The organism is Thalassotalea sp. ND16A, assembly GCF_000764205.1.
Lineage (GTDB): Bacteria > Pseudomonadota > Gammaproteobacteria > Enterobacterales > Alteromonadaceae > Thalassotalea_A.
Genome location: NZ_JQDZ01000022.1, coordinates 21,673 through 35,484, shown reverse-complemented (window position 1 = coordinate 35,484; position 13,812 = coordinate 21,673). Strand labels below are relative to the sequence as shown.

10 protein-coding genes and 5 tRNA genes are annotated in these 13,812 nt (G+C 41.9%); 2 read left to right on the top strand and 13 right to left on the bottom strand.

Going from position 1 to position 13,812, the window contains the following annotated elements:
- Positions 1–38: 38 nt before the first annotated feature.
- From ND16A_RS14755 to ND16A_RS14780, 7 genes are all read right to left on the bottom strand, one after another.
- Complete coding sequence (locus tag ND16A_RS14755) at positions 39–824, bottom strand: alpha/beta fold hydrolase (RefSeq protein WP_033076474.1); 786 nt, start codon at positions 822–824, stop codon at positions 39–41.
- Positions 825–915: 91 nt separating this feature from the next.
- The gene (locus tag ND16A_RS20100; RefSeq protein ID WP_052072868.1) at positions 916–2,031 is read right to left on the bottom strand and encodes an MBL fold metallo-hydrolase; all 1,116 of its coding nucleotides are present in this window, start codon (positions 2,029–2,031) and stop codon (positions 916–918) included.
- Between the two features lie 311 nt (positions 2,032–2,342).
- Positions 2,343–2,418: transfer RNA gene (locus ND16A_RS14760), tRNA-Glu, on the bottom strand.
- A 260-nt stretch (positions 2,419–2,678) separates the two neighbouring features.
- Positions 2,679–2,754: transfer RNA gene (locus tag ND16A_RS14765), tRNA-Glu, on the bottom strand.
- A gap of 277 nt (positions 2,755–3,031) precedes the next feature.
- A tRNA-Glu gene (locus tag ND16A_RS14770) sits at positions 3,032–3,107 on the bottom strand.
- A gap of 228 nt (positions 3,108–3,335) precedes the next feature.
- A tRNA-Glu gene (locus tag ND16A_RS14775) sits at positions 3,336–3,411 on the bottom strand.
- 133 nt (positions 3,412–3,544) lie between these two features.
- Positions 3,545–3,620 (bottom strand) — tRNA-Ala (locus ND16A_RS14780).
- A 494-nt stretch (positions 3,621–4,114) separates the two neighbouring features.
- Between ND16A_RS14780 and ND16A_RS14785 the strand changes: the two genes are divergently transcribed.
- Positions 4,115–5,059: a gluconeogenesis factor YvcK family protein gene (locus ND16A_RS14785; protein WP_052072867.1), complete on the top strand. Its 945-nt coding sequence runs from the start codon at positions 4,115–4,117 to the stop codon at positions 5,057–5,059.
- 88 nt (positions 5,060–5,147) lie between these two features.
- Here the strand turns inward: ND16A_RS14785 and dcd are convergent, their stop codons facing one another.
- Positions 5,148–5,738, bottom strand: a complete 591-nt coding sequence (dcd, locus tag ND16A_RS14790) for a dCTP deaminase (protein WP_033076473.1) — start codon at positions 5,736–5,738, stop codon at positions 5,148–5,150.
- 28 nt (positions 5,739–5,766) lie between these two features.
- Entirely contained in the window at positions 5,767–6,885 is a 1,119-nt protein-coding gene (gene apbC, locus ND16A_RS14795; RefSeq protein ID WP_052072866.1) for an iron-sulfur cluster carrier protein ApbC, read from the bottom strand.
- Between the two features lie 47 nt (positions 6,886–6,932).
- On the opposite strand from apbC, the gene metG reads away from it, so the two are divergent.
- The gene (gene metG / locus ND16A_RS14800) at positions 6,933–9,047 is read left to right on the top strand and encodes a methionine--tRNA ligase (RefSeq protein WP_081945467.1); all 2,115 of its coding nucleotides are present in this window, start codon (positions 6,933–6,935) and stop codon (positions 9,045–9,047) included.
- A 72-nt stretch (positions 9,048–9,119) separates the two neighbouring features.
- Here the strand turns inward: metG and ND16A_RS14805 are convergent, their stop codons facing one another.
- The 4 genes from ND16A_RS14805 to ND16A_RS14820 all read right to left on the bottom strand — a co-directional run bounded on the left by ND16A_RS14805 (position 9,120) and on the right by ND16A_RS14820 (position 13,733).
- Positions 9,120–9,620 carry a L,D-transpeptidase family protein gene (locus ND16A_RS14805; protein ID WP_033076470.1) on the bottom strand — a complete coding sequence of 167 codons (501 nt, stop codon included), beginning with the start codon at positions 9,618–9,620 and terminating at the stop codon, positions 9,120–9,122.
- Positions 9,621–9,959: 339 nt separating this feature from the next.
- Positions 9,960–11,549 carry a dihydrolipoyllysine-residue acetyltransferase gene (locus tag ND16A_RS14810; protein WP_033076469.1) on the bottom strand — a complete coding sequence of 530 codons (1,590 nt, stop codon included), beginning with the start codon at positions 11,547–11,549 and terminating at the stop codon, positions 9,960–9,962.
- A 22-nt stretch (positions 11,550–11,571) separates the two neighbouring features.
- A complete protein-coding gene (locus ND16A_RS14815) occupies positions 11,572–12,549 on the bottom strand; it encodes an alpha-ketoacid dehydrogenase subunit beta (RefSeq protein ID WP_033076468.1) in 978 nt (325 codons plus the stop codon).
- Positions 12,549–13,733: a thiamine pyrophosphate-dependent dehydrogenase E1 component subunit alpha gene (locus ND16A_RS14820; RefSeq protein ID WP_033076467.1), complete on the bottom strand. Its 1,185-nt coding sequence runs from the start codon at positions 13,731–13,733 to the stop codon at positions 12,549–12,551. The genes ND16A_RS14815 and ND16A_RS14820 overlap by 1 nt, the downstream gene beginning before the upstream one ends.
- Positions 13,734–13,812 lie beyond the last annotated feature (79 nt).

Below are 13,812 nucleotides of genomic sequence, written 5' to 3'. Positions count from 1 at the left end.
AGTAAAAGGCATTAATGTCAATTGGTTAGTTAAAAGCCTTACCAATTCTTGATCAACTTTTCTATCATCTCTGCAGTTGCTTCAGGCTGCTCTAGTGGAAACATATGGCCACCATTTGGCATCATAGTTAATTCTATCGGATTCAAGGCGGCGAAACGATGGAAATAACGAAGCGGTAATACATCGGTATTTTCACCATATACAAGTGCGGCAGGCACGGTAAGTTTATTTTTAAAGGTGAATAAATTACTCGGTAAATGCCTAAAAATATCGGCTTCGACTTCGGGGCTGAACATTAACTCGAAGCGCTTGTTTCTCTTGGTGACCGCACTATCAACATAATCTTGCAAACAACGAGGATCAAAATTTTGAAACAGCCTTTTTCGAGCGAAATTATTGACTAAATTGGTTTCCAGAGGCCAATGGCTTCGACGATTCTTTGCTTTTCCGGCAGGAGATATTTTATCAATTAGTGGCGTCTTTTTGGCTAAATTTAATAACCAGGAAAGGCGCCCGGTATACACTGGCGGGTCTAACATCACTACGCCGCGAAACAGCTCCGGGTGTTGGCAAGCGGCAATAAACGAAATGACGCCACCAAATGAATGACCGACACAAATAACCTTACAGTCTTGCTTTTTAATAAAGTCGATTAATTCAGTGACTAAATATTGCCAGTTGTTATGAATCGGATAATGATGATTATGACCAAACTGCTGGTGCGCGATGGTCGTATATTTAGGGGAAAACTCCGCTAAAAAAGTTCGATAACTTCCAGCTGGAAATCCATTGCCGTGAACGAAGTTGATGACGGGCTTTGGCATAAAAAATCTCTATTGGAATATACACTGCATAATAAATTAAAACGCTTGTTTAAATTTATTATGCAGTGTATTAAAGCCAATTGAAAGTTTTTTAGCGGCGCGCGATTTGATTCGCGTTAAGTAAGTTAGCATAGTTGAAACTTTCACCAATTTTTAATGACTTAACAATAAAATCAGGTTTGATGTCGGCAACCGCTTTGGCTAGTCGTCGCAAAGGCTCATTAACATGCTCATAACCAAGTGACCAGGTGCCATAGCCCCAGGGGACGAATACTTTGCATTTCATATCTTGCGCCGCTGTTATCGCATCTTCTGGTGATAAATGCATCCAGCGGGCGCCGCCGGGATAGGCCACGATGGGCATTAAGCAAACATCAATATCGCCAAATTTAGAATGAATATCTTTAAAAATTGGGCTATAGCCAGTATCCCCGGCAAAATATACACTATATTTACCATCTTGCATGAGCCAGCTACCCCACAGGCTTTCTTCTAAATCAGAGATACCATGGCTTGAGGTGTGATTGGCGGGTAAAAAGTGCAGCGAAGTGTCTTTATGCTGAGTCTGGGTGTACCAGGCCATTTCAGTAACCGGGCCTTGGCTAAAATCAACATCATCGGCATTATCAAGTGGTAAATATAAATGAGTGTTTTCACTAAACCCGTTTAACGAGTCGTTATTGAGGTGATCATAGTGGTTATGCGAGATCATCACCCCACTAACAAATGGTAGTTGTTCACTTTTAACCGGTGCCTCGCCTAACCGTTTTAACGAATCAATGAACACACTGCCTAACCAGCCGAAACCATCAAACTCATCAAACACTGGGTCGGTTACCAGAGCGTCACCATTGGTTTGTTGAATTAAAAAACTGGCGTGACCTAACCAGGTGATATGGCCGGTGTTTTGTTCTTGTATGTCGATATCGGGATGCACTAAATTGGCATAATTAAAACCATAAGTTTTATCTATGCCGGAATAAGCAAAATCAACGAAACCGCGTTCGACTGATTTTTTTTCCTCGGGTTTTAAAAAATCAATTTGATCGTATGGATGATGAGGCCCGCGTCCTGCAAAATCACTTGGGTATACGTTGTGATACTTTTCAGTTGTTTTGCTAAATTCTGGATTATCAAAGCGAGTGACTTTGCTTTGACAGCCAGTTAACAACATTGCGGTAATGATGGTACTTAGTATTTTTTTCATCAGAGGTTCTTTAGAGTTTAGACTCTGGCCAATTTAGTATTAAATACAAATAATTAACACCGCGTTACGACGATTTAACAATTTTGCAGGGTGAAGGGATTTAACAAAAGAATAACGCTTTAATACATGGATGGATGTAAATACGACGACATGGGTATTAAAGGTAGATAGGGAATCAGTTGGCGGGAATTCCTTCTCGCGTTATGGCGAAAGCCAATTTAGGTTACCTGTGGTAATTACGCGAGGTTAAAACCCCGCCAACCAGGCACAAAAAAGCCGACTTGCGTCGGCTTTTTCATCACTTGAATAAGTGGCGTCCCCTAGGGGATTCGAACCCCTGTTACCGCCGTGAAAGGGCGGTGTCCTAGGCCTCTAGACGAAGGGGACGCAAAAATCGTTTATCAAAGCACTGCTTTGATATTTTTGTGTAAGCATTCAAACAAGCTCTGCGCCGTTTGAATATTCAATTCTCACACTTCGATATTTCTGCGTATGACGAACGTTGAACTTGTTCAACGGAGCGGCATTATTGAAATGTTGATTAATCCTATCACTAGGAAAAAACGTTTCAACTGCAGAATTTTTAATTTGCATACTTCACCAGCGAGCTGGTTGAAACCTAAGATAAATTGTATTGATAAAATAAGTGGCGTCCCCTAGGGGATTCGAACCCCTGTTACCGCCGTGAAAGGGCGGTGTCCTAGGCCTCTAGACGAAGGGGACGCAGAATTTGTTTTACAAAACATGTTTTGTTAATTCTGCGTGACATTCAATCAAGCTCTGCGCCGATTGGATATGCATTAAAAATTGCAGAATAATTATCCTGCGTGACATTCAATCAAGCTCTGCGCCAATTGAATATGCATTAAAAATGCAGAATTTGTTTTACTAAACATGTTTACAACATACTGCTTAAAGCAATATATTTTAAAACTTTCTTCTGTGTCCGGTGCAAGCACCTGGCACTAGAACTTAATCACTTAAGTCATCGAAAATAAGTTGGCGTCCCCTAGGGGATTCGAACCCCTGTTACCGCCGTGAAAGGGCGGTGTCCTAGGCCTCTAGACGAAGGGGACGCAGAATTTGTTTTACAAAACATGTTTTGTTAATTCTGCGTGACATTTAATCAGCTCTGCGCCAATTGAATATGCATTAAAAATGCAGAATTTGTTTTACTAAACATGTTTTACAACATACTGCTTAAAGCAATCTGTTGTTTAAAACTTTTTTCTGTGTCTGGTGTAAACACCCGGCACTAAGAACTTGTATATTACCTAACGGTACAACTTATTTTTTAAAAATATTGGCGTCCCCTAGGGGATTCGAACCCCTGTTACCGCCGTGAAAGGGCGGTGTCCTAGGCCTCTAGACGAAGGGGACACAAAAATTGCTTATCGAAACACGTTTCGATATTTTTGTGTAAGAATTTAAACAAGCTCTGCGCCGTTTAAATAATCCTACTTCTCACAAGATAAATCTCATGTCGGTTTTTGCCAAAACCTAAAGGAGTAAGTGGTGGAGCCATGCGGGATCGAACCGCAGACCTCTTCGCTGCCAGCGAAGCGCTCTCCCAGCTGAGCTATGGCCCCTTTTCTTACTTCTACTTTCAGGAGCGACCTAGACTCCTTGAAAGCGAGGCGAATTCTATTCAGTCATGGAAAAACTGTCAACACATTTTTTGAAGAAAAACGCAAAAAAGTGTGATTTATTGTTTGTTCGCTCATTTATCGATCGCTTTGTGTGTTTTTTGACAATTTATTTTCGTGAAATGGGCAAAGTAACAAAAAGTTTTGCCGTCAATTGATGGATTAATTTAGCCGGTTGCTACACAATTTTACTTTTAGTCAGCGTATAAAGAGCTGTTCCCTACCCTGATTACAATTTTTCAGTAGCTTATTTTCTTGTTTTTGTCTTAAAATAACCTATAACTGTACCATTGATTGAAATTAAATTATTGATCTAATGCCAATCCGGATAATGATTTAGCAACTTAGCAATGCTTATACGGAATGGTATAATAATAATTGACAAGCCGACATTGCAGCGCTAATGCAACAATACGGCTTGCGAGGGTTTACAATATATGCGTTTAAAAAAATTAAATGTGGTTGCTATTGGTGGCGGTCATGGTTTGGGTAGAGTACTTTCTACCCTTTCTTTTTTAGGTGATCACTTAACCGGCATAGTAGCAACGACGGATAACGGTGGTTCAACCGGAAAATTAAGAAGACGCTCAAGCACTATTGCCTGGGGAGACTTGCGAAACTGTTTAACTCAGTTGGTTGATCAGAATTCGGTAGGTAGCAAATTATTTAACTTCAGGTTTGATGGCAATGATGAGTTAACCGGTCACAATTTAGGGAATTTAATTCTCTATGCGCTCAATGACATCCATTCTCGTCCGCTAGATTCAATTAAATTAATACGTCGTATTTTACGAGTCAAAACACGACTGCAACCGATGTCGGAAACACCAACCGATTTAATGGCGTTTTATGAGGAAGGCCGTTGCCGGGTAGGAGAAGTATCGGTTGATGATATGGCCACCATGCCGAAGAACATGATGTTGGCGCCACTGGTGAAAGCCATGCCGGAATCGTTAACAGCAATTGAAAATGCCGATATTATCATTTTGGGGCCAGGCAGCTTTTTAACCTCCATTGTGCCGCCACTATTGGTTAGGGATATATCAAAAGCCATAACCCGGAGCAAAGCAAAATGTATCTTTATTGATAACATTGCCAAAGAGAACAGCCCCGCAGGCGATTTAAGCATTGATGACAAGCTTGAATGGCTTACCTATAACATTGGCTGTCAACCTGTTGATATTGTGGTCACAGAAAACATGGAAGCGACTTCTGAATTTGTCAGCTTAATTAAAACGCCACTTGCCAGTGACAAAGTCGATTACTTTCACGACAAAGTGTTACTAGTGGATGCGTTAGAACAATGCTTGCTTGAATTTGATAAAGAAGAGGCATTAGCGCAAAACGAGGCGTTAAATACGCCGCAGTTGGTGAATAACTAACATTGTTAGGTATTCTATCTCTGGCATTGACCATTTAAAACCACAAAGCCCGCACATGCGGGCTTTGTGGTTATTGGTCTTTTCGCGCCTATGATTTATCGTCTTCACTGATTCGACTTGCCACCGCTCCGGTTTGGCCTTTATATTTGGCGTCGGCGCGTTTATTGTATGGGCGCAATGCTTCACCTGACATGGTTTCAAAGTTAAGTGCGGCAATTTTCATTTTTGGCCGTAAGGCTAACGGTAACTTACCTGAGTTGAAAAACTCTAATACAATCTGCCCCGACCAACCCGGATCAATTCGATGAGCGGTAACGTGCACCATCAAGCCTAAACGCGCAAGTGATGATCGGCCATCTAACCAGCCGACGATATCTGCCGGTAAGGTTACTGATTCAAGAGTCACCGCTAAGGCAAGTTCACCAGGGTGCAAAAAGAAAGCTTCACCATCATCAATATGGATCTCATCACTCATCACCGTATTCATTGCTTTTTGCACGTCATCTTTAGGACCACTTAAATCGATAAAAGGCGCGGTATGATCTTGAAATACCCGAAACTTATTACCAAGACAAATATCAACACTCACCCCCGAGATCATCGACTCATCAGGAGTTGGGGTAATAACAATTTTTTCTTGCTCTAACATTGTCATTATATCTTTGTCACATAGCTTCATGATTTATTCTTCTTAACTATTTAAGTATTTATTGATCTAGGGAAATAATTTCCACGGTATACGGACTATTGGCATCTAATTGATAATACAGTTGTGCTGCCATATTGCGTGCTATTTTACGGTACATTGTGGTTATTTCACCAGCAGTATTTGCCAATACGGTAGTATTTCCTGCATCGCTGTCTTCTCTTATTTGAATATTAAGCGGTAATTGCCCTAATAAATCAACTTTATATTGCTCAGTAATGGTTTGCGCCCCACCCTGGCCAAACAGGTGAGAATGATGGCCACAGTTATCGCAAATGTGATAACTCATATTTTCAATCACCCCCAACACCGGCACTTTCACCTTGTCAAACATGTTGATGCCCTTCACCGCGTCTTTTAACGCGATGTCTTGTGGTGTGGTCACTATGGTTGCTGCTACCGGCACTTTTTGCGCTAACGTTAGTTGAATATCACCGGTACCTGGGGGCATATCTATGATCAAATAATCGAGTTCTTGTTCTGCCGTGCCGGCGGCACTGTCCCAGGCGGTTTCGTTGAGCATTTGCGAAAATGCCGAACTGGCCATCGGCCCACGCCAAACCGTAGCATCACTATCGGATACTAAAAAGCCAATCGACATTGCCGTTAGCCCATTCGCACTTAGTGGTTGCATTAATTTACCGTCAAGTGAAGATGGTCTTTGGTTTTCAATACCAAGCATGGTGGGAATAGACGGCCCATAAATATCGGCATCTAGAATGCCCACCTTCGCGCCTTCGGCCATTAACGCATAAGCAATATTTACGGCGGTAGTTGATTTACCCACCCCACCTTTACCCGAAGCTATGGCGACGATATTTTTAATGCCTTTTATTGCATGGCTACGCACCGGGTTGATGGCAAACGTTAACGACAATTCAATATCAATATCGAGCTCGGTGACCAATTCTCGGGCAATGTCTTCTAACTCGCCCTGACAAGCAAACGGCAGGGTAAGCTCTAAAATATAGGTCTTTTTTTTCAGCAACACATTAACCTTGGTTAATGCTTGCATGACCCCATCGGGAAAACATTGAGAGCGATACTCTTGTAAAAAAGTTTCAATGGTTTGAGTTAAATTTTCAGGCTTTTTCCCCGAGGAAAACAAATTTTTCAGCATAATGTTCAGCTTAATCGTGATTTATATGGTTATTTAAAAGAATTTTGATGAAAAAACACCTTAAATTTTGTACTATCCCTGCTCTTATTACCATTAAAAGTTTTAATTTTAGGCAACTATCGTCAATGACTAGTACAAATCGCAAAATTCTTGTCACCAGCGCGCTACCATACGCCAATGGTCCCATTCATTTAGGCCACTTATTAGAGTATATCCAAACGGATATTTGGGTACGTTTCCAAAAGATGCGTGGCCACGAAACCTACTATGTGTGTGCCGATGACGCCCATGGTACGCCAATTATGCTGAAAGCTCAGCAATTAGGCATTACTCCGGAAGATATGATCAAACAGGTGCGTGAAGAGCACATGGCCGATTTTGCCGATTTCAACATTGAATTTGACAACTATCATTCTACGCATAGCGACGAGAACCGCGCCTTTGCCGAGCAAATATACACCCGTTTAGATGAAAATGGTTACATTAAACGTCGTACTATTTCGCAATTGTTCGATCCGGAAAAGCAAATGTTTTTACCTGATCGTTTTGTAAAGGGTACCTGCCCTAAATGTAAGAGCGAAGATCAAAACGGTGATAACTGTGATAATTGTGGTGAAACCTACTCGCCTACGGATTTAATTAACCCTATTTCAGTCGTCTCTGGCGCCACCCCGGTATTAAAAGACTCAGAGCATTACTTTTTTGACTTACCTGCGTTTGAGCAAATGCTAAAAGACTGGACCCGCAGCGGTTCATTACAAGAAGAAATGGCCAACAAACTGAACGAATGGTTTGAGTCGGGTTTACAACAATGGGATATCAGCCGTGATGCTCCGTATTTTGGTTTTGAAATTCCAAATGCACCGGGTAAGTATTTCTACGTTTGGCTAGATGCGCCAATTGGTTACATGGGCAGCTTTAAAAATCTGTGTGATAAAAAAGGCATTAACTTTGATGAGTTCTGGAAAAAAGATTCAGACGCTGAGCTTTATCACTTTATTGGTAAAGACATCATCTATTTCCACTCATTATTCTGGCCAGCAATGTTAAAAGGCGCCGATTACCGTCAGCCTACTTCGGTTTATGCTCATGGTTTTGTCACCGTTAACGGGACCAAAATGAGTAAATCGAAAGGCACATTCATCAAAGGCCGTACCTATTTAGACCATTTAAATCCGGAATTTTTGCGTTATTACTTTGCTGCAAAACTGACTAGCCGCATTGACGATTTGGATTTGAACCTGGAAGATTTTGCCCAACGGGTAAATTCAGACTTGGTAGGTAAAGTGGTAAACATTGCCTCACGCTGTGCCAGTTTCATCTCGAAAAAATTCGATGGCATGTTATCGAGCAACATTGCCGATCAAGCGTTAGCCGACGAAGTAATGGCAGGTGGTGATTCTATCGCTGCACTTTATGAAAGTCGTGAATTTGGCAAAGCGATGCGTGAAATCATGGCGCTTGCCGACAAAGTAAACGAATACATTGCGGTAAAAGAACCGTGGCAATTAATTAAGGAAGACGGTAAGCAGCAAGAAGTACAAGACATTTGTTCTTTAGGCATTAACTTATTCCGTATTCTAATGATTTACTTAAAACCAGTATTGCCTGAACTGTCAGCAAAAACAGCCGCATTCTTAAATGATGAACTGGTATGGGAAGGTCATAAAACTTTACTGGTTGATCACAAAGTCAATAAATTTAAAGCGTTATTACAACGTGTAGAAATGGATAAAGTAAACGCCATGGTTGAAGATTCAAAAGAAAACTTAGTGAACGTAAATGCCGCACCAGCAGCACCACTTTCGAAGCATTTGAGTGAGGAGCCAATCGCCGATGAAATTGGTTTTGAAGATTTCGCCAAAGTGGATTTGCGTATTGCCAAAATAATCACCGCAGAGCATGTTGAAAAAGCAAATAAATTATTGCGTATCGAAGTGGATTTAGGCGGTGAAACCCGTCAAATATTTGCTGGTATAAAATCGGCTTACCAACCAGAAGACTTAGTCGGTAAACTCACGGTGGTGGTTGCCAACCTTGCGCCTCGTAAAATGCGCTTTGGTATGTCTGAAGGCATGATCATTGCCGCCGGCCCTGGCGGAAAAGATATCTTTATCCTGAACCCGGATAACGGTGCAGAGCCAGGTATGCGAGTAATGTAATAAAATTTGAATAAAACAGCACTTGTGCTGTTTTTTTATTTTATCGCAGTTGATTTATCAACTGCGATAAAATCACCATTGAATATCAATTTTGGTGCCACTATCAACCAGGGTTAAAAACTCGTCCATTTCGGTATTGGTTAAGGCAATACAGCCATTGGTCCAATTAAAGCGTTGCGTGATTGTCGGGTTCTTGCTATCGCCATTTTTTTGCCCGTGGATCATAATAAAGCCGCCCGGATTTAGGCCATCTTGTTGTGCTTGTTCGATATCAAGTTCATTGGGATAACTAATGTGCATCGCCCGATAAAACGCCGAGTCATCTTTCTTATAATCCAGGTTGTAACTGCCTTCCGGAGTTTTATTATCTCCTTCTTGCAACTTATGGCCTTTGGGGCTCTCACCTAAAGCAATCTTATATCTCTTTACCAGCGTTTGCCCTGAGTACAACAGCATGGTTCGAGCAGATTTATCCACCTTCACCAGATCCACTTTAAAATGTGGCGTATTGGCGTAAGCACACTGAACAAAGGCAAAACCAGATAGCGCTAAAAAATATTTAATTGCTTGCATAAACCCTTTCGGTTGTCCTCTTTAGTAAATAAGTTAAATTATCAATATAACAGCATATTTAATAGTATTTAGCGAGCTCAACGATGTACTATTTTACCTTGTTCCCCATGTTCGCCCCGTTTCTTTTCGTCTGGGAGCAAAAATTGATCGGAAAAAAGAATTTGATGACCAATCACCCTCTATAGGCTTTCCCTGCCTGCCGGGTATAAGTACGTCCCGTCAATTGCTCCATGCATTGATCTAATACAACGTCCATGTTGAAAATATACAAAAAAACCCACATAAATGTGGGTTTTTAAGAAGATGTTGCAATCAACACTGACTTTAAGGTTTTATCCTTTATGCCATATGCATCAGCATGTTAGTTGGCTCTTCCAGGAAAGATTTCCATAAATTGCTAAAACGAGCAATGGTGCCACCATCAATCACGCGATGATCGCCAGACCAGCTTACTTGCATTATTGAGCGAGCTTCGACTTCACCTTGGTCATTAAAACGCGGCAAGGTTTGCAATTTACCCAAAGCGACAATGGCAACTTCTGGTTTGTTAATTATCGGTGTAGCAACCGTACCACCTAATGCACCGATATTAGAGATACTGATAGTACCGCCTTTTAAATCGGCTGAAGTCACACGACCTTCACGCGCATCATTGGTTAAACGGCTAACTTCTTTAGCAACATCAACAATTGACAAACTTTCCACGTTTTTCACATTAGGTACTAGCAAGCCAACTTTTGAGTCAACCGCCATACCAATATTGTGATCATCATAGTAGGTAAGCTCAGTACAATCATCATTGACTTTGGTATTTACCAGCGGGAATTGTTTTATCGCTAATGACATCGCTTTCATAAAGAATGGCATCATCGTTAATTTGATGTCTTGCTTGGCATACACTTCTTTCAACTCTTTGCGCAGGGCAATAAGCTTAGTCATGTCAATTTCTTCACAATAAGTAAAGTGAGGGATGGTCGACACCGAGGCAACCATAGCTTTCGCCATTGCCGCTTTAATGCCTCTTATCGGCTCTACTCGAGTACCACCCACACTTGCTGTAGCAGTTGCATGAGCAGCAACTTGCGCTACTGGTGCTTGATTAAAGCTAATTACATCCTGTTTGTACACACGTCCTTTAGGACCGGTACCTGGCACTTGGTGAATGTTTACATCCAGCTCTCTGGCAACACGACGTACGGCCGGGCTTGCTAAAGCTTTGCCCTTAGGCGCGCTGGCAACAGCTGTGGTAGTAGCAACGGCCGGTTTAGTAGCAACAGGCGTTGTAGCTTGCGCTGGTGCTGAAGAAACGTCGGTAACAGGTGCATTACTTACTGCTGGGGCGGTACTAACCGCTGCGCCACCGGCAATTTCTATGGCAAATAAGGGTTGGTGAACTTTGGCAATTTCGCCTTTGGCGTAATGCAATTTAACCACTTTTCCGGCATATTTTGCCGGAATTTGTACTAAGGCTTTATCGGTCATCACATCAACAACGGCTTGATCTTCTTCAATGATGTCACCTTCCGCCACTAACCAGTCCACAATCTCACATTCAACGATGCCTTCACCAATATCTGGTAAAATAAAATCATCAATCATAGTCGCACTATTTGCTGATGTTACACTTGCTACAGGGGCTGTTTCTTGTTTTGCTGGTTCTGCTGATACCGCTGGCGCTGCAGCAGTTTCGCCATCAGGAGTCATGGCAAATAGTGGCGAATGTACTTTCGCAATTTCACCTTTGGCATAATACAGTTTATCTACCACACCATTATGCATCGCTGGAATTTGTACCAGTGCCTTGTCGGTCATCACATCGGCAACCGGTTGGTCTTCTTTAATATGATCGCCTTCGTTAACCAGCCATTCAACCAGTTCACATTCCACAATACCTTCGCCAATGTCCGGTAAAATAAAATCAATACTCATAATCATTTATCCCAATTATTATTTAGTAATTTACCGAGGCCATAATGGCTTCAAAGGTTTTTAGTTCATCTGGCATGTATTCTTTTTCATGCGATAACGGGAATGGTGTGTCTAAACCACATACACGTGAAATTGGCGATTCTAAATGCAAGAAACACATATCTTGTATGGTTGCAGCTATTTCACCGGCAAAACCGCCGGTTAATGGCGCTTCGTGGTTAATCAGCAAACGACCCGTTTTCTTCACAGACTCAGCAACGGTGTCGGCGTCCCAAGGCAGAATCGAACGTAAATCGACAACTTCACAAGAAACGCCTTGTTTTTCAGCCATCTCGGCTGCTTTTTCAAGCGTTTCCATTTGCGCGCCCCACCCTAACAAAGTGATATCGCTACCCGATTTAACCACTTCGGCTTTGCCGATGGGTAATTGGTAATCTTCTTCAGGCACTTCGCCGGTTGACGCACGGTATAATTTTTTCGGTTCAAAAAATATCACCGGGTTTTTATCGCGAATCGCAGCAAGTAATAAGCCTTTCGCCTGGTATGGGTTACGAGGAACCACAATTTTTAAACCAGGGGTATGGGCAAAATACGCTTCCGGTGATTGTGAGTGATACAAACCACCGGCAATACCACCACCATAGGGAGTACGAATGGTGAGGTTACCCACGTTAAACTCATTACCTGAGCGGTATCTAAATTTTGCCGATTCATTGACGATTTGATCGAAGGCTGGGAAGATGTAATCGGCAAATTGAATTTCTGCAATTGGTACACTACCTTGCGATGCTAAACCATTAGCAAAGCCCATAATGCCTTGCTCGGTTAATGGTGTATTAAAGCACCTGTCTTTACCAAATTTTTCTTGAAGATTGCTGGTTGCACGGAAGACGCCACCAAAATGACCAACATCTTCACCAAAACAAACGGCCGAATCGTTTTCAGTCATGGCAATTTCAAGGGCATTATTGATTGCTTGTAATAGGTTCATTTGTGCCATTATTTTATTCTCCCTGCCGTTACCGGGTAAGCATCCGGGTACTTCTTGATATGCTCTTTCAACGAACTAAGTTGCTGTTCAAGTTGTGCTGATGGTACGTCATATACGTCAGTAATGAGCTCTTCTATCGCAGGCTTATCAATAACTTCCGCAACTTTTACGGCGGCTAATATTTTTTCGCGTAAGTCTTCAAACAATACGGTTTCTTGCTCTTCATCCCACCAGTTTTGCGCTAACATCCAGTTTTTCATCCGTAAAATAGGATCATGCTTTGCATATTTCGCTTCTTCTTCACGGGTACGATAACCGCTTGGATCATCAGACGTTGAGTGCGCACCTAAGCGATAAGACATGGCTTCAATCAGCATAGGTTTATTTTCATTGATCACGTAATCACGTGCTTCCTGAGTCGCTTTTAATACCGCCAATAAGTCGTTACCGTCAACACGGATAGTTTTAATCCCATAGCCAACGCCACGAGCCGCAATACCATTACCAGCATACTGTTCTGTAGAAGGCGTTGAGATGGCATAACCATTGTTACGACAAAAGAAAATCACCGGTGCTTTATGCACTGCAGCCATGTTCAAACCGGCATGGAAGTCGCCTTCAGAAGATGCACCTTCTCCAATATAGCAAATGGTACATTGCTTATTGCCTTTCAGCTTTTGACCATAAGCATAACCTGCCGCTTGTGGTACTTGGGTACATAACGGAGAAGAAATTGTCATGTAATTCAATTCTTTAGAACCGTAATGAATTGGCATTTGACGGCCTTTACCTAAATCTTTTTCATTAGAAAACATTTGATTCATAAAGTTTTCTAAACTAAAGCCTCGGTAAATTAATGCGCCCTGCTCACGGTATTGCGCCATGATCATATCGTTATCATCAAGACCTGCAGCACTACCAACAATCGCGGCTTCTTCACCTAAGGCAGTCATATAAAAACTAAGACGCCCTTGTCGTTGTGATGCAACCATACGTTCATCCAACACCCGGTGAAACGCTAAAGTGTGATAAATCCTGGTTGCATGTTCTTGATCTATGGTTGGCATATCGGCATTTTTATAAACACTGCCGTCTTGTTTTAAAATTTTAAGGATTGGAATTTCAACAGAATGACCATCGATATATTCTGGTTGGTGAACCACTCGGCCTTCTTGATACGTTTCTGTGTCCATAAGCTTCTCTTAGTACTGCAATATTCATTGCATTGTTGTAAAACTCGGAAATCGAATGAAGCGATTTATCACAACATAG

Coding starts and splice junctions, on each gene's coding strand:
- ND16A_RS14755 (WP_033076474.1), bottom strand. CDS start 824: ATGCCAAAGCCCGTCATCAACTTCGTTCACGGCAATGGATTTCCAGCT.
- ND16A_RS14815 (WP_033076468.1), bottom strand. CDS start 12,549: ATGGCACAAATGAACCTATTACAAGCAATCAATAATGCCCTTGAAATT.
- metG (WP_081945467.1), top strand. CDS start 6,933: ATGAAAAAACACCTTAAATTTTGTACTATCCCTGCTCTTATTACCATT.
- ND16A_RS14820 (WP_033076467.1), bottom strand. CDS start 13,733: ATGGACACAGAAACGTATCAAGAAGGCCGAGTGGTTCACCAACCAGAA.
- ND16A_RS14810 (WP_033076469.1), bottom strand. CDS start 11,549: ATGAGTATTGATTTTATTTTACCGGACATTGGCGAAGGTATTGTGGAA.
- ND16A_RS14805 (WP_033076470.1), bottom strand. CDS start 9,620: ATGCAAGCAATTAAATATTTTTTAGCGCTATCTGGTTTTGCCTTTGTT.
- dcd (WP_033076473.1), bottom strand. CDS start 5,738: ATGAAGCTATGTGACAAAGATATAATGACAATGTTAGAGCAAGAAAAA.
- apbC (WP_052072866.1), bottom strand. CDS start 6,885: ATGCTGAAAAATTTGTTTTCCTCGGGGAAAAAGCCTGAAAATTTAACT.
- ND16A_RS14785 (WP_052072867.1), top strand. CDS start 4,115: ATGCGTTTAAAAAAATTAAATGTGGTTGCTATTGGTGGCGGTCATGGT.
- ND16A_RS20100 (WP_052072868.1), bottom strand. CDS start 2,031: ATGAAAAAAATACTAAGTACCATCATTACCGCAATGTTGTTAACTGGC.